Annotated in this window: 16 protein-coding genes; 5 read left to right on the top strand and 11 right to left on the bottom strand. The window is 72.0% G+C overall.

The genetic code is table 11. The annotated features are described in order from the left end of the window. The first annotated feature begins 58 nt into the window (after positions 1 to 58). The gene (locus ACFC79_RS19580; protein WP_376241725.1) at positions 59 to 1,513 is read left to right on the top strand and encodes an MFS transporter; all 1,455 of its coding nucleotides are present in this window, start codon (positions 59 to 61) and stop codon (positions 1,511 to 1,513) included. Between the two features lie 206 nt (positions 1,514 to 1,719). On the opposite strand, the gene recX is transcribed toward ACFC79_RS19580, so the two are convergent. The 4 genes from recX to ACFC79_RS19560 form a co-directional block, all read right to left on the bottom strand. Continuing rightward, on the bottom strand, positions 1,720 to 2,439 hold the full coding sequence (gene recX, locus ACFC79_RS19575) for a recombination regulator RecX (protein ID WP_376241723.1): 720 nt from the start codon (positions 2,437 to 2,439) through the stop codon (positions 1,720 to 1,722). Between the two features lie 3 nt (positions 2,440 to 2,442). Next, positions 2,443 to 3,570, bottom strand: a complete 1,128-nt coding sequence (gene recA, locus ACFC79_RS19570; RefSeq protein ID WP_376241721.1) for a recombinase RecA — start codon at positions 3,568 to 3,570, stop codon at positions 2,443 to 2,445. A 335-nt stretch (positions 3,571 to 3,905) separates the two neighbouring features. After that, positions 3,906 to 5,072, bottom strand: a complete 1,167-nt coding sequence (locus tag ACFC79_RS19565) for an AI-2E family transporter (RefSeq protein ID WP_376241944.1) — start codon at positions 5,070 to 5,072, stop codon at positions 3,906 to 3,908. Positions 5,073 to 5,248: 176 nt separating this feature from the next. After that, positions 5,249 to 5,443 (bottom strand): DUF3046 domain-containing protein, encoded by a 195-nt coding sequence (locus ACFC79_RS19560; RefSeq protein WP_376241719.1) that lies wholly within the window; start codon positions 5,441 to 5,443, stop codon positions 5,249 to 5,251. Positions 5,444 to 5,522: 79 nt separating this feature from the next. Here ACFC79_RS19560 and ACFC79_RS19555 point away from each other — a divergent pair, with 79 nt between their 5' ends. Continuing rightward, a complete protein-coding gene (locus ACFC79_RS19555) occupies positions 5,523 to 6,437 on the top strand; it encodes a hypothetical protein (protein ID WP_376241718.1) in 915 nt (304 codons plus the stop codon). 304 nt (positions 6,438 to 6,741) lie between these two features. On the opposite strand, the gene ACFC79_RS19550 is transcribed toward ACFC79_RS19555, so the two are convergent. The 3 genes from ACFC79_RS19550 to ACFC79_RS19540 all read right to left on the bottom strand — a co-directional run bounded on the left by ACFC79_RS19550 (position 6,742) and on the right by ACFC79_RS19540 (position 8,775). After that, the gene (locus ACFC79_RS19550) at positions 6,742 to 7,059 is read right to left on the bottom strand and encodes an AzlD domain-containing protein (RefSeq protein ID WP_376241716.1); all 318 of its coding nucleotides are present in this window, start codon (positions 7,057 to 7,059) and stop codon (positions 6,742 to 6,744) included. Next, entirely contained in the window at positions 7,056 to 7,817 is a 762-nt protein-coding gene (locus tag ACFC79_RS19545; protein WP_376241942.1) for an AzlC family ABC transporter permease, read from the bottom strand. The genes ACFC79_RS19550 and ACFC79_RS19545 overlap by 4 nt, the downstream gene beginning before the upstream one ends. 88 nt (positions 7,818 to 7,905) lie before the next feature. Next, complete coding sequence (locus ACFC79_RS19540) at positions 7,906 to 8,775, bottom strand: AraC family transcriptional regulator (protein WP_376241714.1); 870 nt, start codon at positions 8,773 to 8,775, stop codon at positions 7,906 to 7,908. Between the two features lie 81 nt (positions 8,776 to 8,856). Between ACFC79_RS19540 and ACFC79_RS19535 the strand changes: the two genes are divergently transcribed. The 3 genes from ACFC79_RS19535 to ACFC79_RS19525 all read left to right on the top strand — a co-directional run bounded on the left by ACFC79_RS19535 (position 8,857) and on the right by ACFC79_RS19525 (position 15,391). Further along, positions 8,857 to 13,539 (top strand): DEAD/DEAH box helicase, encoded by a 4,683-nt coding sequence (locus ACFC79_RS19535; protein WP_376241712.1) that lies wholly within the window; start codon positions 8,857 to 8,859, stop codon positions 13,537 to 13,539. Positions 13,540 to 13,644: 105 nt separating this feature from the next. Next, positions 13,645 to 14,484, top strand: coding sequence for a DNA-formamidopyrimidine glycosylase family protein (locus ACFC79_RS19530; protein ID WP_376241710.1), 840 nt, complete (start codon positions 13,645 to 13,647; stop codon positions 14,482 to 14,484). A 142-nt stretch (positions 14,485 to 14,626) separates the two neighbouring features. Continuing rightward, complete coding sequence (locus tag ACFC79_RS19525; RefSeq protein ID WP_376241708.1) at positions 14,627 to 15,391, top strand: SDR family NAD(P)-dependent oxidoreductase; 765 nt, start codon at positions 14,627 to 14,629, stop codon at positions 15,389 to 15,391. A 1,065-nt stretch (positions 15,392 to 16,456) separates the two neighbouring features. On the opposite strand, the gene ACFC79_RS19520 is transcribed toward ACFC79_RS19525, so the two are convergent. The 4 genes from ACFC79_RS19520 to rimO all read right to left on the bottom strand — a co-directional run bounded on the left by ACFC79_RS19520 (position 16,457) and on the right by rimO (position 19,704). Beyond that, positions 16,457 to 16,840, bottom strand: coding sequence for a helix-turn-helix domain-containing protein (locus ACFC79_RS19520; protein WP_376241706.1), 384 nt, complete (start codon positions 16,838 to 16,840; stop codon positions 16,457 to 16,459). A 109-nt stretch (positions 16,841 to 16,949) separates the two neighbouring features. After that, positions 16,950 to 17,459, bottom strand: a complete 510-nt coding sequence (locus ACFC79_RS19515; RefSeq protein ID WP_376241704.1) for a CinA family protein — start codon at positions 17,457 to 17,459, stop codon at positions 16,950 to 16,952. Beyond that, the gene (gene pgsA / locus ACFC79_RS19510) at positions 17,456 to 18,232 is read right to left on the bottom strand and encodes a CDP-diacylglycerol--glycerol-3-phosphate 3-phosphatidyltransferase (RefSeq protein ID WP_376241702.1); all 777 of its coding nucleotides are present in this window, start codon (positions 18,230 to 18,232) and stop codon (positions 17,456 to 17,458) included. The genes ACFC79_RS19515 and pgsA overlap by 4 nt, the downstream gene beginning before the upstream one ends. Then, positions 18,229 to 19,704 (bottom strand): 30S ribosomal protein S12 methylthiotransferase RimO, encoded by a 1,476-nt coding sequence (gene rimO, locus ACFC79_RS19505; protein WP_376241701.1) that lies wholly within the window; start codon positions 19,702 to 19,704, stop codon positions 18,229 to 18,231. Before rimO ends, pgsA begins: the two co-directional genes overlap by 4 nt. Positions 19,705 to 19,714 lie beyond the last annotated feature (10 nt).

The raw sequence follows: 19,714 nt of genomic DNA, 5'->3' as shown, positions 1-19,714 counted from the left end.
ATGGCTCCGGGCGCGTGGACACACCCCGGAAGTCTCCCTTCACCTTATGGAGTCCCGAATGGACGCCCCCCAGCCCACGGCCCGCACGGGTGGCGTGGTCGCCACGCTGGCTCTCGCCGGAATCACCGCGGCGATCATGCAGACACTGGTCACGCCGCTCATCGCGGAGCTGCCCGAGATCCTGCACACCACGCCGTCGAACGCGGCATGGGTCATCACCGTCACCCTGCTGGCGGGCGCGATCTGCGTACCGATCTGCGGACGTCTCGGCGACCTGGTCGGCAAGCGCCGCATGCTCCTCGCCTGCTCCGTACCGCTCGTGGCCGGTTCGCTCGTATGCGCCCTCGCCTCGTCCGTGGTGCCGATGATCATCGGACGTGGGCTCCAGGGCATGGGCATGGGCATGGTGCCGCTCGGTATCGCCCTGCTGCGCGATGTGGTGCCGGTGGAGAAACTCAGCTCCTCCATCGCGCTGGTGAGTGCCTCCATGGGCATCGGCGGCGGACTCGGTCTGCCGATCGCGGCGGCGGTCGCGCAGTACGCCAATTGGCGCGTGTTGTTCTGGGGCTCCACCGTTCTGGCCGCTGCGATCGCCGCGGCGATCTGGTTCTTCATTCCCGACGTCCCGGCCGCCGCCAGGGGTCAGCGCTTCGACGGCCTCGGCGCGACCGGCCTGGGCGCCGGGCTGATCTGCCTCCTGCTCGCCGTGTCGAAGGGAGCCGACTGGGGCTGGGGCTCCGCCACCACCCTGGGGCTGTTCATCGCCGCCGCGGTGATCCTGCCGGCCTGGAGCGCCTGGGAGCTGCGCACCCGTGATCCGCTGGTCGACCTGCGCACGACGGCCCGCCCGCGGGTACTGCTCACCAACATCGCCTCCGTCTTCGTCGGCTTCGCGATGTACGCGAGCATGCTGGTGGTGCCACAGCTGCTCCAGTTCCCGGAGGCCACCGGCTACGGGCTGGGCCAGTCCATGCTCGCCGCCGGCCTGTGGATGGCACCGGGCGGCGTCATGATGATGATCGTCTCGCCTCTGGGCGGAAAGCTCACCGACGCCCGCGGCCCGAAGTTCACCCTGATCTGCGGCGTGCTGGTGCTGGCCGCCGGGTACGGCCTGTCACTCGCGCTGATGGGTTCCGCGTGGGGCTTCATGCTGGCGCTCATGGTCATCAACAGTGGTGTCGGCCTGGCCTACGGTGCGATGCCGGCACTGATCATGAGCTCGGTGCCGCTCTCCGAGACCGCGGCCGCCAACGGCTTCAACTCCCTCATGCGTTCACTGGGCACCTCGGTCGGCGCCGCCGTGATGGGCGTGGTCCTCTCCCAGATGACCGTCACCATGGGTGGCCACACCTTCACGTCCGAGAGCGGCTTCCGCACCGGCCTGATCATCGGCGGTGGCATCGCACTCGTCGCGGCGGCTGTCGCGAGCGTAATTCCGGCCGTCCGGGCCGCCTCGAACGGGGACGGCAGGAACGTCGGCGCCGCGCCCGAGCAGGCCACCGCCGAGGTCTGACCCCCACTCCACCATCCGGTGGGCCGATGCCATGGCGGGCGGCGCGCCCCGGGTCCGGGACCCGGACGCGAGGAAGCTCCGCGGGTACGAACCTCCGCCACTCGCGGAGCCATGACCACCGCGGGTCCGGATGTGGCACTGCCGCATCCCGCTCGCACGGCGTCCGCGGCTCCATCGCCGTGCGAACCGCCACGGAAACACCCTGATCAGAACGGCTCGTCCAGCCCCTCCGTGTCCTCTCCCTCTTCCTCCAACGCCTGACGCACCACGCGCAGGGCCATGCCCTCCGCGTACCCCTTGCGGGCGAGCATGCCCGCGAGGCGGCGCAGTCGCCTGTCACGGTCCAGGCCGCGGGTGGAGCGCAGCTTGCGGGCCACCAGGTCGCGAGCAGTCGCCTCCTCCTGCTCGGGGTCGAGCTGCCCCACCGCCTCGTCGATCACGGCGGAGTCCACCCCCTTGGTGCGCAGCTCGCGGACAAGCGCCCGGCGGGCGAGCCCGCGGCTGTGGTGCCGGGACTCCACCCAGGCGTCCGCGAAGGCGGCATCGTCGATCAACCCGACGTCCTCGAAGCGCGACAACACCTCCTCGGCCGCCTCATCCGGGATCTCCCGCGCGCGCAGGGCGTCCGCGAGCTGCTTCCGGGTACGCGGGCTCCCGGTGAGCAACCGCAGACAGATGGTGCGGGCCTGCTCGACCGGGTCTCGCGGTTCCCCCTGCTCGGCCCTCGACGAGGAGGGGGAACCGCTGCTTCTGGAACGGGTGCGGGCGCGACGCCCCACCCCTTCGCCGGCACTGCGGCCGCCCCCGGACTCCGGCCCGTGCATGCCCCCGGCCACAACCCCGGAGGTATGCCCGGCGTCGGACTGCGGACCGGGACGGGCGCCCGGTTCGGTGCCACCGACCGGCCATTCCGTTCGACGTGTCACGGCCTAGCTCTTGGCCGCCGCAGCCTTGGCAGCCTTGGTCTTGCCCGCCGCGGCAGGAGCCGGCTTCGCATTGTCGGCCGGGGCCGTGGCACCGCTCGCCGCGCCGGCAGCGGATTCGGCCGCGCTGTCGTCCGGCCGCACTCCGACACCGAGCTTCTCCAGGATCTTCTTCTCGATCTCATTGGCAAGATCGGGGTTGTCCTTGAGGAAGTTCCGGGCGTTCTCCTTGCCCTGGCCGAGCTGGTCGCCCTCGTAGGTGTACCAGGCACCCGCCTTGCGGACGAAGCCGTGCTCCACGCCCATGTCGATCAGACCGCCCTCGCGGCTGATGCCCTGGCCGTAGAGGATGTCGAACTCGGCCTGCTTGAAGGGCGGCGAGACCTTGTTCTTCACGACCTTGACCCGTGTGCGGTTGCCCACCGCTTCGGTGCCGTCCTTCAGCGTCTCGATCCGGCGGATGTCGAGGCGCACCGAGGCGTAGAACTTGAGCGCCCGGCCACCCGTCGTGGTCTCGGGCGAACCGAACATCACGCCGATCTTCTCGCGCAGCTGGTTGATGAAGATCGCCGTGGTCTTGGACTGGTTGAGCGCGCTCGTGATCTTGCGGAGCGCCTGGCTCATCAGACGGGCCTGCAGACCCACGTGCGAGTCGCCCATCTCGCCCTCGATCTCGGCGCGCGGCACGAGCGCGGCGACGGAGTCGATGACGATCAGGTCGAGTGCGCCCGAGCGGACCAGCATGTCCACGATTTCGAGGGCCTGCTCGCCGTTGTCCGGCTGGGACAGGATGAGGTTGTCGATGTCGACACCGAGCTTCTTCGCGTACTCGGGGTCGAGGGCGTGCTCCGCGTCGATGAAGGCCACCGAACCGCCGAGCTTCTGCGCGTTCGCCACGGCGTGCAGCGTCAGCGTCGTCTTTCCGGAGGACTCCGGCCCGTACACCTCCACCACACGGCCGCGCGGCAGGCCGCCGACCCCGAGGGCCACGTCGAGCGCGGTCGATCCGGTGGGAATCACCTCGACGGGCTCGTTCGGCCGCTCGCCGAGACGCATCACCGCGCCCTTGCCGAATTGCCGTTCAATCTGTGCGAGTGCGGCGTCCAGCGCCTTCTCGCGGTCGGTTCCTGCCATGGGTTCCACCCGATTTGCTTGAGTCGATCGCTTCACGTCAAAGACGCTAACCCCTGCCACTGACAATGGGCCTCGACGTCCTCCCGGCCTGTGGATAACTCCGCGATCGGGACCCGGGAGCCCCGGCCGGAATCCCATAAGAACGGATGTTCGATTTTAGTGTCAAGCGCACCACGCCGGACCGGCCCCGCCTCCCGCCGCCGCTCCGCGGCCGGACCCGACGTCGACACGGTCGGCCTCGGCCCGACGTGGTGCGGGCACGGAACGACGCAGGCACTACGCGGCGCAGGCCCGACGCGGGCGCGGAACGGCGCGGCCGCGGCGCCCCGGCGCGGTCAGGCGCGCTCCGGGCGGCCTTCCTCCCCGGCCAGGCCGTCGCGGGCCCCGTCGCCCTCACCGCCCGACCGCCAGGACCGGCGCACCCGCGTGAGCAGCGCCTCGCCACGTTGCGTGCGACCGTTCACCCGTGGGTCGTCCGTCACGTCGTACCGCTTCACATAGGCCCCGAGGAACGCCTGGAGGGTGGCGACGGCAGGGATCGCGATCAGCGCGCCCACGGCCCCCATGAGCGCCGTGCCCGCGATGACGGAACCGAAGGCGACCGCCGGGTGGATGTCGACGGTCCTGGAGGTGAGCTTGGGCTGCAGCGCGTAGTTCTCGAACTGCTGGTAGACCACGACGAAGCCGAGCACCCACACCGCGTACCAGGGGTCGACGGTGAACGCGATCAGCATCGGCAGGGCGCCCGCCAGATACGTACCGATCGTGGGGATGAACTGGGAGACGAGTCCGACCCAGATGGCGAGTGCCGGGGCGTACGGAACGTCGAGGATCACCAGCACGATGTAGTGCGCGATACCGGAGATGAGTGCCATCAGGCCGCGCGAGTAGAGATAGCCGCCGGTCTTGTCGACCGCGATCTCCCAGGCCCTGAGGACCTCCGCCTGCCTGGCGGGCGGCAGCACCGAACACAGGGCGCGCCGCAGCCGGGGCCCGTCGGCGGCGAAGTAGAACGAGAACAAGGAGATCGTCAGGAGGCGGAACAGCCCGCCGAGCACGGTGGTGGATATGTCGAGCACCCCGCTCGCACTGTTCTGGACGTACTTCTGCAGCCAGTCCGAGTGCAGCAGGCTGTCCTGGACCTCGACCCGGGAGAGCTCGGTGCGGAAGTTCTGGTTGATCCAGTTGATCACCGAGTCCAGATACTTGGGAAACTCCTCGACCATGTCGACGATCTGACCGGCGAGCATCGAACCGAGCAGGACCACGAAGCCGGTGGCGGCCACCAGCACGACGAGGAAGACCAGGAAGGTGGCGAGGCCGCGACGCATCCCGCGCGCCGACATCCGGCTCACGGCGGGCTCGATGGCGAGCGCCAGGAAGAACGCGATCAGTACGTTGATCAGCAGCCCGATCAGCTGGTCGAACGCCCAGCTGCCGAGCCGGAAGCAGGCGTAGAGAGCCAGGGCGAGCACCATGGCGCGCGGCAGCCACACGGGCATTCGGGCCGGGCGGCCGGACGGAGCGGTCGGCGGGTCGGGCGGAGTGGGCGAAGTGGGAAGTGGCTGGATCTGGGCTGTCTCGTCTGCAGGTGGCACCGCTCCAGTCTCACCTACCTCACGGAAAACAACTGCCCGCCCCGACCGACAGCACGGGTCCGAACGGTGACGGAACGGAGTCAGCGTTGGTCGGCGGGGATGCCGACCGCCGCGCAGACACCGCGCCAGACGTCCTTCGTCTCCCAGCCCTCGGCCAGTGCCTGATGCACCGTCCGCCCGCCGAGTTCGGCCATCACATGATCGCGTGCGAAGGAGTCGGCGTACGCCGCACCGAAGTGGTCCGCCATCCGTTCCCAGAAAATCGTCAACCGCATGCCCTCAGTATCCCGCTCCTGAGAGTGCAGCCCGGCCGCTACGGCTCGCCGAGAGCGCTTACCGCCCTACGGTCGGTCCATGGCTGGAACCGGAACAAGTCCCCTCAATCGTGCCGAGCAGTTCATCTGGCTCACGGCCCGCGTCCTGGAGCAGCGGCGGTTCGCCCACCACTTCCTGAACGGGAGCGCCGACGCCGTCGAGACCGCGCTCGCCGCCTACATGAACGAGGACGGCGGATACGGCCACGCTCTCGAACCCGATCTGCGCGGCCCCGTCAGTCAGCCGCTGCACACCGCGCACGCCCTCAGCGTCCTCGACTCCATCGGCCGCTGCGGCGGATTGCGGGTCGAGCGGATCTGCCGCTTCCTGACCGATGTGTCGACCAAGGAAGGGGCGCTCCCCGCACTGCTGACGACGCAGCGCGGCTACCCGGCCGCACCGTTCATCCCGATCGTCGACGACCCGCCCGAGGAATTGCTGGCCACCGGCCCCGTCGTCGGGCTCCTGCACCGCAATGCGGTGTGGCACGCCTGGCTGTTCCGGGCCACCGACTTCTGCTGGACGGCGGTCGACGCCCTGGACCGGTCGCATCCCTACGAGATCGAGGCGGCGATCGCGTTCCTGGACGGAGCTCCGGACCGGGCACGTGCGGAGGCGGCGGCCGACCGACTCGGGCGGCTGGTCCGCGAGCAGCGACTCGTCGTGCTGGATCCGGAGAGGCGTGCCGAGTACCCGGTGGCGGCCGGCTACGCGCCGGGCGAACAGCACTTCCCCTACGACTACGCCCGCACACCCGAATCGCTCGCACGCGCCTGGTTCACCGACGAGGAACTGGAGCGCTCGCTCGACCATCTCGTGGCCGAGCAGCAGGAGGACGGTGGCTGGCCGGTGTACTGGCGCCAGTGGGCACCGGGAACGGCTCTGGAGGGCCGCCCCCTCGTGACCCTCAAGGCCCTCCTGACCCTCCGGGCCCACGGACGCGACATCGACTGAACCCGGGCCCATCACCACGACCGACGGACGTCGGGCGTCGGGCATCGGGCATCGGGCATCGGGCAATGAGCAACGAGCTGTGAGCAACGAGCTGTGAGCAGCGGGCCATGAGCAACGGCGGGAACCGGACGCCCCATGCGTCCGGGCCGCCGCCCTCGCTGCTCCTCGCCCTCCGCCCCCTCCTCGGCCCGAACGGCGGCGGCATCGGGCGGGAACGTACGCCGGGCGCACGCACCGAACGCGGACGAGCGAGAGATCCGGCCCGGGGCCGGGACGTCCCGGCCCTCACGGCAGGTGCCGCACCTCACCAGAGGGTCGGCCCGAGAGCGCGCACCACGGCCGTGACAACCACGGCTGCTCCCACCACCACGAGGAAGGGCGCGCGCAGGACGAGGGCGAGTGCCGCGGCGGCGAGCCCCGCGGCCCGGGCGTCCAGGGTCAGGTGCTGCCCGTCACCGAACGTCTGCTGCGCGGTGAGCGCGGCCAGCAGCGCCACCGGCAGAAGCACGGCGAGCCGCCGCGTGAGCGGGCGCTCCAGCACGGCCGCCGGCACCAGCAGCCCGACCAGTTTGGCGAGGTAGCAGCCGACGGCGGTCAGCGCTATGGCGATCCATACGTTCATCGGTCCGCCTCCGCCTCTGCCTCCGCCGTGGTCGCACTCGTCGTCGCAGACCCGGTCGTGCCGGGGAGCGTTCCCCTCCCGCGCCCCGTCAGGAAGAGGACGACGGGTGCGGCGAGCGCGGACACCAGGACGGGGACGCCCGCGGGCAGTACCGGCAGCAACCCGAGCACGAGCAGGACCGCGACGGCGGCGGTGACGCGCTCCGTCGTGCTCGTCAGCATCGGCGCGAGCAGCGCGAGGAAGACCGCGGGCGAGGCCGCGTCCAGGCCCCATGCATCGGTGTCGCCGAGCGCGTCGGCGCCGAGCGCACCCAGCAGGGTCGTCAGGTTCCACAGCACGTAGAGGGTGAGTCCGGTGACGGCGAAGCCGATCCGCGCGGCCCGCCGGGTGGGCTGCGGCAGCGTCACCGCCGTCGTCTCGTCGATGATCCACTGGGCGGCGAACGGGCGCAGCGCGCGCGGGAGCGCGAGGAGCTGCGAGAGTCGCAGGCCGTAGAACGCGTTGCGTATGCCCAGGAAGAAGGCCCCGGCGGCCGCGGTGTACGGATTGCCGCCCGCCGCGAGCGCGCCCACGAGGGCGAACTGTGAGGCACCGGTGAAGACGGCGAGGCTGAGCACGCAGGTCTGCAGCAGACCCAGACCGGAACCGGCCGCGGTCACGCCGAAGGCGAAACCGGAGAGTCCGACGGCCGTCCCGACGCCGAGTGCGTCACGCACGACGGCCACGTCCGGCTTCGGTCCGGCCGCGTCCGGCCGGATCTGTGCGGCCCCGGTCCGGTCACCGCATGTTCCCGCTGCCTCGCCGTGGCTCGCCGAGAGCGATATCTGTTCTGTCACATCCGGGACGCTACGTGTCGAGATCCGGACCAGTCTTGTACGTTCTTGCACGTTCGCGCTGGTACGCGCCCGGGGGCACTCCCACGATCCGGGTGAAGTGGCGGTTGAGGTGCGGCTGGTCGGTGAAGCCGACCTCGGCGGCCGCCTCCGCGGGCGGCCTCCCCGCGTCGAGCATCCGGCGCGCGGCGCGCACCCGGGCATCGGTGAGCCAGGTGTGCGGGGGCATCCCGTACCGCTTCTTGAAGGCCCTCAGCAGCGCGAACGGACTGGTGCCGAGCTCCGCCGCCAGCGCCTCCAGGGTGGGCGGCCGCGCCATCCTGCCCTCCAGCACGTCCCGGGCGCGTGCCGCGTCACGGGCACCGGCCGAGTGGGGCGCGCGGGCGGGCAGTACACCGCCGTGCCGACCGAGCAGGCGCGCGACCAGGGCGCGCAGCACGGTGTCGGCGGCGAGCGCGTTGCCCTCCTCCGCGGCCCGGTGGACCTCGCCGATCAGCCGGGCCGCGTACGGGTCCACGACGCCCGTCTCGGTGAAGGCGACGGTGCCGCGCAGACTCGTCGTCTCGGCCGCGATGTCGTTGATCACCTGCGCGGACGGGTACAGCGTGGCGTACACCCAGCCCTCCGGGACACCCGCCCGGGCGGTGTGCGGAACCTCCGGATTGATCATGACGACGACGCCGGGGCCCGCGTGGACGGTGCCGCCCGGCAGCCCGACGTCCTCCACTCCCCGGGTGATGGTGCCGAGGACATACCCCTCGTGGCTGTGGCGCGGAAAGGTGTGGCGCACGTAGCGGGCACGCAGCAGATCGAGGTCCGGCAGATCCGCGTACTGCCAGTACCTCGCCCACTCCCCGGACCCCGGCTCCGGCACCACCGCCATGCAGGCATTCTCCCAGGTGCCGGACGACCTCGCCGGTGGCCGTCGGGGCCGTTGTCAGTGGCGGGGTGCACGATGGGGGACATGGCCGGATCGGTGCTCGACTCCTTCTCTCCCGCGACCCGCGGCTGGTTCGCAGGAGCCTTCAGCGCGCCCACCGCCGCGCAGGAGGGCGCCTGGCGCGCGATCGGCGAGGGCTCGGACGTGCTGGTCGTCGCGCCGACCGGCTCGGGCAAGACCCTTGCCGCGTTCCTCGCCGCGCTGGACGGCCTGGCGTCCGTGCCGCCCCCGGCCGAGGCGAAGAAGCGCTGCCGCGTGCTCTACGTCTCGCCGCTCAAGGCCCTGGCGGTCGATGTCGAGCGCAATCTGCGCTCGCCCCTGACCGGCATCCGCCAGGAGTCGGTGCGGCTGGGGCTGCCCGAGCCCGAGATCCGGGTGGGCATCCGTTCCGGCGACACCCCGGCCGCCGAGCGCCGCTCGATGACGACCCGCCCGCCGGACATCCTGATCACCACACCCGAATCGCTGTTCCTGATGCTGACGTCGTCGGCCCGCGAGGCGCTGTCCGGCGTCGAGACGGTCATCCTCGACGAGGTGCACGCCGTGGCCGGTACGAAGCGGGGTGCCCACCTCGCCGTTTCCCTGGAGCGCCTCGACAAGCTGCTTCCCCGGCCGGCCCGGCGGATCGGGCTGTCGGCCACGGTCCGCCCGGTCGACGAGGTGGCGCGCTTCCTCTCGCCGCAGCGGAGGGTGGAGATCGTCCAGCCGCCCGCCACCAAGCGGTTCGACCTGTCGGTGGTCGTGCCGGTCGAGGATCTGGCCGAGCTCGGCGGCTCCCCCGCCACCGACACCGACGGGGCGGGCCAGGGGGACAAGCCGTCGATCTGGCCCCACGTCGAGGAACGCATCGTCGACCTCGTCCAGCAGCACCGCTCCACCATCGTCTTCGCCAACTCCCGCCGCCTGGCCGAGCGGCTGTGCAACCGGCTGAACGAGATCGCGTACGAGCGCGCGACCGGCACCGTGCCCGGCGATCACGACCCCGCCCCACCCCTGCCGGAGGCGCAGTCCCCGGCCCAGATCATGGCCCAGTCCGGTGCGGCGAAGGGCGCTCCGGCCCTGCTCGCCCGAGCGCACCACGGCTCGGTCTCCAAGGAGCAGCGCGCCCAGGTCGAGGAGGACCTCAAGGCGGGTCGGCTGCCGGCCGTGGTGGCCACCTCCAGCCTGGAGCTGGGCATCGACATGGGGGCGGTCGATCTGGTCATCCAGGTGGAATCGCCGCCCTCGGTAGCCTCCGGCCTGCAGCGCGTCGGCCGGGCCGGACACCAGGTCGGCGCGATCTCCACCGGCGTGGTCTTCCCGAAGTACCGGGGCGACCTGGTGCAGGCGGCCGTGGTGACCGAGCGGATGCGCGAAGGGTCCATCGAGGCGCTCCGGATCCCTTCCAACCCCCTGGACGTGCTGGCCCAGCAGCTCGTCGCCATGGTCGCCCTGGACACCATGCAGGTGGACGACCTGCTGGCCGTGATCCGCCGCGCCGCCCCCTTCGCGTCCCTGCCCGAGTCGGCGTTCACCGCCGTGCTGGACATGCTGGCCGGCCGCTACCCGTCCGATGCCTTCGCCGAGCTGCGCCCGCGTGTGGTCTGGGACCGCGTGGCCGGTACGGTCACGGGCCGTCCGGGCGCCCAGCGGCTCGCCGTGACCTCCGGCGGGACCATCCCGGACCGCGGGCTCTTCGGGGTCTTTCTCGCCGGCGCCGACCCCAGGAAGGGCGGCGGCCGGGTCGGTGAGCTGGACGAGGAGATGGTGTACGAGTCCCGGGTCGGCGACGTGTTCACGCTGGGCACCACGTCCTGGCGGATCGAGGACATCACCCGCGACCGGGTCCTGGTCTCGCCCGCCCCCGGAGTTCCCGGCCGGCTGCCGTTCTGGAAGGGCGACCAGCTGGGCCGTCCGCTGGAGCTCGGGCGTGCGCTGGGCGCGTTCCTCCGGGAGATCGGCGGAATGCCGCAGGAGGAGGCCCGCCGACGCCTGCTCGACGCCGGTCTCGACGCCTGGGCGGCGGACAACACCCTGTCGTACATCGACGAACAGCGCCGCGCCTGCGGTCACGTACCGGACGACCGGACCGTCCTCGTGGAGCGGTTCCGTGACGAGCTCGGCGACTGGCGGGTCGTCGTCCACTCGCCGTTCGGCGCGCAGGTCCATGCCCCGTGGGCGCTGGCACTGAACGCCCGCCTCGCCGAGCGGTACGGCATGGACGCTCAGGTGATGCATGCCGACGACGGGATCGTGCTGCGGCTGCCCGACGCCGATCTGATGGGCCTGGACCTGCTGGACTTCGATCCCGGGCAGGATCCCGGCCAACCCCCGTCGCCCACGCCGAACCTCCCCTTCGACGGCGATCAACCGCCGGTGGGTGCGGCGGATGTGACGTTCGATCCGGGCGAGATCGGCGGGATCGTCACCGACCAGGTCGGCGGTTCGGCTCTCTTCGCCTCCCGGTTCCGCGAGTGCGCGGCCCGTGCGCTGCTCTTGCCGCGCCGCAGCCCCGGCAAGCGCACCCCGCTCTGGCAGCAGCGTCAGCGTGCCGCCCAACTGCTCCAGGTCGCCTCCGAGTTCGGATCGTTCCCGATCGTGCTGGAGGCGGTCCGCGAATGCCTCCAGGACGTCTTCGACGTTCCCGGACTGACGGAACTGATGGGCGACCTCGAAGCACGCCGGGTCCGGCTGGTCGAGGTGACCACCCCGGAGCCCTCGCCCTTCGCCCGCTCGCTCCTGTTCGGTTACGTCGCCCAGTTCCTGTACGAGGGCGACTCGCCCCTTGCCGAGCGGAGGGCGGCCGCGCTCTCCCTCGATTCCCATCTGCTGGCGGAGCTCCTCGGCCAGGCGGAGCTGCGCGAGCTGCTCGACGCCGACGTCCTGACCGAGTTGGAGCGCGAGCTCCAATGGCTGGCCGAGGACCGCCGGGTCAAGGATGTCGAAGGGGTCGCCGACGTACTCCGGGTCCTCGGCCCGCTCACCGACCCGGAGCTGGCCGAGCGGGGTGCCCGGCCGGGGTGGGCCGCGGAGCTGTCCACCGCACGCCGGGCCATCCGGGTCCGGATCGGCGGCACGGACCACTGGGCGGCGATCGAGGATGCGGGGCGGCTGCGCGACGCCCTGGGGACGGCCCTCCCGGTCGGCGTCCCCGAGGCCTTCACCGAGCCGGTGAAGGACCCCCTCGGCGATCTCCTCGCCCGGTACGCCCGCACCCACGGTCCGTTCACCTCCGCGGAAGCCGCCGCCCGGTTCGGCCTCGGCACCGCGGTCACGGACGGCGCGCTCCAGCGCCTCGCCGCAACCGGCCGGATCGTCCAGGGCGAGTTCCACCCGGCGGGTATCGGTCAGGAATGGTGCGACGCCACCGTCCTGCGCCGGTTGCGGCGTCGCTCGCTCGCCGCGCTCCGCCACGAGCTGGAACCGGTACCGCCCGCCGCGCTCGCGGGCTTCCTCCCGCAGTGGCAGCACCTGGGGGACAACAGCCTGCGCGGAATCGACGGACTGGCCCGTGCCATCGAGCAGTTGCAGGGTGCGCCGGTCCCGGCGTCGGCCCTGGAGAAGCTGATTCTCCCGAGCCGGGTCACCGGCTACACCCCGGCGCTGCTGGACGAGCTGACGACCACCGGTGAAGTCGTCTGGGCCGGGGCAGGGGCGCTGCCCGGCAAGGACGGCTGGCTGTCCCTCTACCCCGCCGACAGTGCGCCCCTGCTCCTCCCGCCCCCGCACCCCCTCGAACTCACCGCGCTGCACGCATCGATCCTGGAGGTCCTGAGCGGCGGATACGGCCTGTTCTTCCGGCAGATCGCCGACCGGGTCCATGCCACAACACATCCTGACTGCACCGATCCGCAACTCGCCGACGCGATCTGGGACCTCGCGTGGTCGGGCCGGCTCACCAACGACACACTGGCCCCGCTGCGGGCGCTCCTCGGTTCCGGCCGGACGGCGGGCTCGACCGCCCACCGCGCCAGACGGAACGTCCCCCGGGGGCGGTACGGCTCGCTCACCGCCTCCGCACGTCCCGTGTCCCGCACCGGCCCGCCCACCGTTTCGGGCCGGTGGTCCCTGCTGCCCACCGCCGAGCCCGACCCGACCCACCGCGCGCACGCCCTGGCGCGCACCCTCCTCGACCGCCATGGGGTCGTGACGCGTGGCGCGGTGCAGGCCGAGGGTGTGGAGGGCGGTTTCTCCGCCGCGTACCGCGTCCTCTCCGCGTTCGAGGACAACGGACAGGCACGGCGCGGCTACGTCGTCGAGGGGCTGGGCGCGGCCCAGTTCGCGATGGACGGCGCGGTCGACCGGCTGCGAGCCGCGTCCACCGCCCGCGACCGCGCGGAACCGGGGGCCGCACCCCGCGCCCTGGTCCTCGCGGCGGCGGATCCGGCCAACGCCTACGGAGCGGCGCTGCCCTGGCCGGAGCCACCGGACGGCGCCGGACACAAACCGGGTCGCAAGGCGGGAGCCCTGGTGGTTCTGGTCGACGGCGAACTGGCGATGTACATGGAGCGTGGCGGCAAGACACTCCTGGTCTGGCCCACCGGCCCCGAGGACCCCGCGCTCGCCGCGGCGGCCGGGGCGCTGGCGGACGCCGCCCGCGCGGGGACGCTCGGCACGGTCACGGTGGAGCGCGCCAACGGGGCCCCGTCCCTGACGTCACCGCTCGGCCGTGCCCTGGAGGCGGCCGGGTTCCTGGCAACGCCCAGGGGGCTCCGGCTGCGCGCCTGACCCCCTTCCCGGCCGCCGCGCACTCTCCGTCCCGTGCCCCGCGGGCCCATTTTCCCGCACCACGAGCGCAGCGCGAGTGCACCGCGCACGTCGCACCATGGAGGCATGCCCGAAGGAGACACCGTCCACCAGACCGCCTCACGTCTGCACGCCGCGCTCGCCGACCGGGTCCTCACCCACTGCGACCTGCGCGTTCCCCGGTTCGCCACGGCCGACCTGACCGGACGGACGGTGCTGGACGTCACGTCGCGCGGCAAGCATCTCCTCACCCGCCTGGAGGGCGGCCTCACCCTCCACAGTCATCTGCAGATGGACGGCGCCTGGCGGGTCTATGCCCCGGACGAACGCTGGCGCGGCGGCCCCGCCCATCAGATCCGTGCCGTGCTCGCCAACACGGACCACACGGTCGTCGGCTACCGACTGCCGGTCCTCGAACTCCTCCGCACGCGGGAAGAGGCGCGGGCGGTCGGCCATCTCGGCCCCGATCTCCTGGGCCCCGACTGGGACCCCGGCACCGCCCTGCGCAATCTGCTCGGCGACCCTTCCCGACCGCTCGGCGAAGCCCTCCTCGACCAGCGCAATCTGGCCGGCATCGGCAACATCTACAAGGCGGAGCTCTGCTTCCTCGCCCGTGCCACCCCCTGGCTCCCCGTCGGTGACCTGGCCGCCCCCACCGCCGCCCGTCTCGTCACCACGGCCGGGCAACTCCTCGAAGCCAACCGCGACCGCCCCGTGCGCACGACCACGACCGGCACGAACCCGCGTGCCCGCACGGGCGGGGTCCTTCTCCGGTACGGCACGAACGAACGGCTCTGGGTCTACGGCAGGACCGGCCGCCCCTGCCTTCGCTGCGGCACACCGATTCGCACCGCCGACCAGAACGCCCGCCCCACCTACTGGTGCCCGCGGTGCCAGGCCGGACCCACGAACACGACGGCCGGGTGAGCGACGACGGGCCGTCGCCCCGCGCGCCCGGCGCATCGCGCGGACGGGGCGACAGCACCGCCCGGCCACCGGACACGGGCCACCGAGTTCCGCCCGCCCCCACTTGTTGACGCATCGTCAGATCAGGTCGTACCGTCCGTTCATGGCCCTCACCGGGTACGACCTCACGGGCCGCTCGGCCTTCGTCACCGGCGCGGCGAGCGGCATCGGCCGGGCGAGCGCGGTCCTTCTCGCGGCAGCGGGCGCCACCGTGCACTGCGCGGACCGTGACGAGCGCGGCCTGCTGGAGACCCACGGCCTGATCACGGGAGCCGGCGGGACGGCCCTCGTCCATTCCCTCGACGTCACCGACCGCGCCCAGGTCGGGGCGGCCGTGACCGCCGCGGGCGATCTCGACATCCTGGCGGCAGTGGCCGGGATCATGCATACCGGCAGCGTTCTGGAGACCTCGGACGACGACCTCGATCGCGTTCTCGCCGTCAATTTCAAGGGCGTGCTGTACGCATGCCAGGAAGTGGCCCGGAGCATGATCACGCGCGGTGCGCCGGGTTCACTGATCACGATGGCCTCGGGGGCCGTCGACGCCGCGAGCCCCGGCTTGCTGTGCTACAGCGCGGCCAAGGCGGCGGTCGTCCAGCTGACGAGGACCCTCGCGACCGAGCTGGGACCGCGGTCCATCCGCGTCAACGCCGTCGCCCCGGGCTGGATCCGTACCCCCATGACCGCCCGCCACGACGCGGAACGGCAGCACCGGGCGGAGGCCGCCGTGGCGCGGATGTCGCCCCTGGGAAGGGTCGGCCGTCCCGAGGACGTCGCCCATACCGTGCTCCACCTCGCCTCCGACGCGTCGGCCTTCATGACCGGTCAGATCCTTCGCCCGAACGGAGGCGCCACCATGCCCTGGTAGCCCGCCGGACCGTGGCGGCACGCTGCAGCACCGCCCCCGCCCACCGGGCAGCACGCCCCGTCCCGACCGGCCGGGCCACGCCTCGCACCCCGGCCCCGGGCCACCGGGCAGCAGCGCTCGGTGCGATGCCGGACCACCGGTCCGCGCACCATTCCCTGAGCCCGGACCACCGGTCCGCGGCCACAGGTGCCGCACCCGCCCCCGTCCGCCGTGTCGCTGCGGCGGCGTGCACGGGCAACAGGCTCAAGCCCCATCCGCCGGCCGCCACCGCGCCCTCGACGAGCCCGGCATGGGCCGGTTCCAGCACCAGCCGCAGCACGGCCCACCACCACACCCCGCCGAGAACGAGCGCCGGCACGCATCGCCGTACCATGGCTGCCTCCTCCGGCCGAACGTAGTCCGGCGTGTCCGCCGACGGGAGAGCGCACCGGAGCACCACCAGCGCGCGGTGCACGGCCGTGGAACGTTGTGCGCTCTCACCCGGAACTCCCCGGGCGTGCCGTGCGGCCGGAACGAGCGGTGCGGGATCGTGGCCTCGCATCGGCCAGAACCGCAGAACCCCTGCGCCCGGCGGTCTTCGGCGCAGGGCCCGACCTCGCCGGGTCCTCGTGCGCTGCGGGTGACCGGCGCCCGCCTTCTCGCAGTCTGTCGCGCCCGCGCGCCGACCGCATCCAGAGGAGCGGACCGAATGCCGCCCGAGGCAACACCGGACCGGATCCATCGGCGAGAACGACAGCGGCCGCCCGCGCCCCCTGGACGCACCGCACGACACCGCCCGGGGGCCCACCATTGCGGGGTGGGACCCCGGGCAGGCACAGTCAGGACGCGTCGCGGCGTAGGGCGTCCGTGATTCCTTGCGCGCGCTCCCGGGTCTCGCCGGTGACATCCTTCGTCTCGGTCCGCCTCGCCCCGCCTCGCCCCGAAGGCCGTACCCCCTCGGACGCACCCGCCCGGACGCACCCGCCCGGACGCGTCCACGGCGGGACGGGCCCACGGAGACGGCAAAGCCCCGGCCGCCCCGCAAGGGGACCGACCGGGGCGTGCACTGCACACCGGACCGCGCGGTCAGGCGGCGACGACATCCACCGCTTCCGCAGGCGCCTTGATGGTCACCCGACCCGTCGGCACACCCGCCACCGATGTCACGGAGACGGAATTGAGCATCGGGCGCACCGGCACGGACACCGGATCGCTGGCTGCTGCCGACGCGGCCAGTTCGGCCAGCGACAGCTCATCGCTCACTTCACGCATGAGCTCGGACATCCGTACGTCAAGCGCGTCGCAAATGGCGGAGAGCAGTTCGGAGGATGCCTCCTTCTGCCCCCGCTCCACCTCGGAGAGATAGCCGAGCGAGACTCGGGCGGACGAGGAGACTTCGCGCAGAGTACGGCCTTGGCGCTGGCGCTGCCGACGCAGCACGTCACCAAGCAGGCGACGGAGCAGAATCATCGGTGGCTCCCTCCTCGGACCGCGTAGCCGCATCCTTCACGCCCCACCGTACCGCCTTGCGCCGCGGCCGTGCGGGGAGCGATGTCGTGTTCACTCAGGGCTGCAAACATCAATTCCCCCCGTTCTGTTCCGTATCCTGTGCGCTTGCATTCTTGCCGAGTTCGCCGGACAGCAGTACGAGAACGTTCCGGACGCTCTCCTTACGAATGTCCGTACGTCCGCCGTTCAATCGCAGCGCGGTCATGTTCCGCGTGCCGTCCGGCCCGGCCACCGCCACGAAGACCGTGCCGACGGGCTTCCCGTCCTGCGGGTCGGGGCCCGCGACACCGGTGGTGGCGGCTCCCCAGTCCGCCCCGAGAAGCCGGCGCACACCCGCCGCCATCTGCAGTGCGACCGCCGGGTCGACCGCGCCCCGTTCCGCCAGGAGGGCGCCGTCCACACCGAGCAATTCCCGCTTCACGGGCGTCGCATAGGCCGTCACGGACCCCAGGAAGGAGCGCGAGGCACCCGGCACGGACGTCAGTTCCGCCGCGACCAGACCGCCGGTCAGCGACTCGGCGACGGCGAGCGTCTCGCCACGCGCCACGAGCTGTTCCAGCACCCGAGCCGCTTCGGTCACCGCTCCGCCTCCGCCGGCCCCCGGACGTCCGAACCCGCCGAGCCCCGCCCGGCGCCCCCGGAAGCCCCCGCCGCCGATTCCGACCCGGGCTCCGCAACAGCGGTTCCGGCCCCGGCCTTCGCTGCCACCCGTCCGGCCGCGAGCCCCCTGCGCCGCAGCACGACGGCCTGGCGCACGTAGTCGAGCCCGGTGGCGACCGTCAGCACGACGGCCACCGCCATCACCCAGAAGCGGATGGTGGCGAGCGGGCCCGTGAGCGCCAGGACGTACATGCCGACGGCAACCCCCTGCGCCAGGGTCTTCATCTTCCCGCCGCGACTGGCCGGAATCACCCCGTGCCGTATCACCCAGAACCGCATCAGCGTGATGCCGAGCTCGCGGAAGAGGATCACCCCGGTGACCCACCAGGGGAGGTCTCCCAGATACGACAGGCAGATCAGCGCCGCGCCCATGATCGCCTTGTCCGCGATCGGGTCGGCGATCTTACCGAAATCGGTGACGAGGTTGTACGTACGTGCGAGGTGACCGTCGAACAGGTCGGTGATCATGGCAATGGCGAACGCCGCCCAGGCGAAGGACCGCCAGGCCGGGTCGTAGCCACCGTTGTGCAGCAGCAGCAGCACGAAGCCGGGCACCAGCACCAGCCGCAGCATCGTGAGCAGATTGGCGACGTTCCACAGACTGGCCTGATTGACGGCCGCACTGCCCAGCTTGCCGCCGCGGACCGGCTTCGCGCCGGAGCCACCTGCCGCGGATGCCGGGACTCCCGTCATCTGGCCGCCTCCACGAGTTCGGAACACTCGGCCACCAGGTCCACTCCTTCGGTACCCACGACCTCTGCTTCGACCATAAGGCCGGGAACCAGTCCCCCGCGTGCGGTGAAGATCACCTGGCCGTCCGTCTCGGGGGCCTGGTGCGCCGCACGTCCCACCGCGCCCTCCTCGTCGTCCACGGACTCCACCAGCACCTGGAGGGTCTCGCCGAGGCGCTCCTCGGCCCGCTGCGAGGTCAGCTCCTCGGCCAGCTGCGAGATGTGCGCGAGGCGCTCCGCGACGACGTCGGCATCGAGCTTGTTCTCGTAGCCGGCCGCCTCGGTGCCCTCCTCGTCGGAGTAGCCGAACACGCCGATGGCATCGAGCCGGGCACCGGTGAGGAAGCGTTCCAGCTCCGCCACGTCGGCCTCGGTCTCGCCGGGGAAGCCGACGATGAAGTTGGAGCGGGCACCGGCCTGCGGTGCCTTGCCCCGGATGGTGTCCAGGAGTTCCAGGAAGCGGTCGGTGTCGCCGAAGCGGCGCATCGCCCGCAGCACACCGGGGGCCGAGTGCTGGAAGGACAGGTCGAAGTACGGGGCGACCTTCGGGGTCGAGGTCAGCACGTCGATGAGACCCGGTCGCATCTCCGCGGGCTGCAGGTAGCTGACCCGGATCCGCTCGATCCCGTCCACCTCCGCTAGTTCCGGAAGCAGCGTCTCCAGCAGCCGGATGTCGCCGAGGTCCTTGCCGTACGAGGTGTTGTTCTCGGAGACCAGCATGATCTCCTTGACCCCCTGCTCGGCCAGCCAGCGGGTCTCCCCCAGCACGTCCGACGGGCGCCGCGAGATGAAGGAGCCGCGGAAGGACGGGATGGCGCAGAACGAGCAACGGCGGTCGCAGCCGGAGGCGAGCTTCACCGAGGCGACGGGGCTGGTGCCCAGCCGACGGCGCAGGGGCGCCCGCGGACCCGAGACCGGTGCGACGCCCTCGGGGAGGTCGTCCGGTGCGGCGGCCGGTGCGGTCTGCTGGGCGTGCCCCGGCAGAGCCACTGCGGCATCCTGCCGCTCGGCAGGGCTGATCGGCAGGAGCTTGCGGCGGTCGCGCGGAGTGTGCGCGGCGTGGACGCCACCGCTGAGAATGGTCTGGAGGCGATCGGAGATGTCGGCGTAGTCGTCGAACCCGAGCACCCCGTCCGCCTCGGGCAGGGCCTCGGCGAGATCCTTGCCGTAGCGCTCGGCCATGCAGCCGACGGCGACCACGGCCTGGGTTCTGCCGTGGTCCTTCAGATCATTGGCTTCGAGCAGGGCGTCGACGGAGTCCTTCTTGGCGGCCTCGACGAATCCACAGGTGTTGACGACGGCGACATCGGCGTCGGAGGCGTCCTCGACGAGCTCCCAGCCGTCCGCTGCCAAGCGGCCTGCGAGCTCCTCCGAGTCCACCTCGTTACGGGCGCAGCCGAGAGTGACAAGGGCGACGGTACGGCGTTCGGGCATGGGCTCAAGA

This window comes from Streptomyces sp. NPDC056061 (assembly GCF_042266885.1).
GTDB lineage: Bacteria > Actinomycetota > Actinomycetes > Streptomycetales > Streptomycetaceae > Streptomyces.
The sequence above is the reverse complement of the archived record's forward strand: the minus strand, read 5'-3'. Positions and strand labels throughout refer to the sequence as shown.

Excerpts from the sequence above, each read along its gene's own strand:
- recA (WP_376241721.1), bottom strand. The coding sequence starts at position 3,570 with ATGGCAGGAACCGACCGCGAGAAGGCGCTGGACGCCGCACTCGCACAG.
- ACFC79_RS19580 (WP_376241725.1), top strand. The coding sequence starts at position 59 with ATGGACGCCCCCCAGCCCACGGCCCGCACGGGTGGCGTGGTCGCCACG.
- ACFC79_RS19525 (WP_376241708.1), top strand. The coding sequence starts at position 14,627 with ATGGCCCTCACCGGGTACGACCTCACGGGCCGCTCGGCCTTCGTCACC.
- rimO (WP_376241701.1), bottom strand. The coding sequence starts at position 19,704 with ATGCCCGAACGCCGTACCGTCGCCCTTGTCACTCTCGGCTGCGCCCGT.
- ACFC79_RS19550 (WP_376241716.1), bottom strand. The coding sequence starts at position 7,059 with ATGAACGTATGGATCGCCATAGCGCTGACCGCCGTCGGCTGCTACCTC.
- ACFC79_RS19535 (WP_376241712.1), top strand. The coding sequence starts at position 8,857 with ATGGCCGGATCGGTGCTCGACTCCTTCTCTCCCGCGACCCGCGGCTGG.
- pgsA (WP_376241702.1), bottom strand. The coding sequence starts at position 18,232 with ATGACGGGAGTCCCGGCATCCGCGGCAGGTGGCTCCGGCGCGAAGCCG.
- ACFC79_RS19540 (WP_376241714.1), bottom strand. The coding sequence starts at position 8,775 with ATGGCGGTGGTGCCGGAGCCGGGGTCCGGGGAGTGGGCGAGGTACTGG.
- ACFC79_RS19520 (WP_376241706.1), bottom strand. The coding sequence starts at position 16,840 with ATGATTCTGCTCCGTCGCCTGCTTGGTGACGTGCTGCGTCGGCAGCGC.
- ACFC79_RS19565 (WP_376241944.1), bottom strand. The coding sequence starts at position 5,072 with ATGCCCGTGTGGCTGCCGCGCGCCATGGTGCTCGCCCTGGCTCTCTAC.
- ACFC79_RS19560 (WP_376241719.1), bottom strand. The coding sequence starts at position 5,443 with ATGCGGTTGACGATTTTCTGGGAACGGATGGCGGACCACTTCGGTGCG.
- ACFC79_RS19530 (WP_376241710.1), top strand. The coding sequence starts at position 13,645 with ATGCCCGAAGGAGACACCGTCCACCAGACCGCCTCACGTCTGCACGCC.
- ACFC79_RS19555 (WP_376241718.1), top strand. The coding sequence starts at position 5,523 with ATGGCTGGAACCGGAACAAGTCCCCTCAATCGTGCCGAGCAGTTCATC.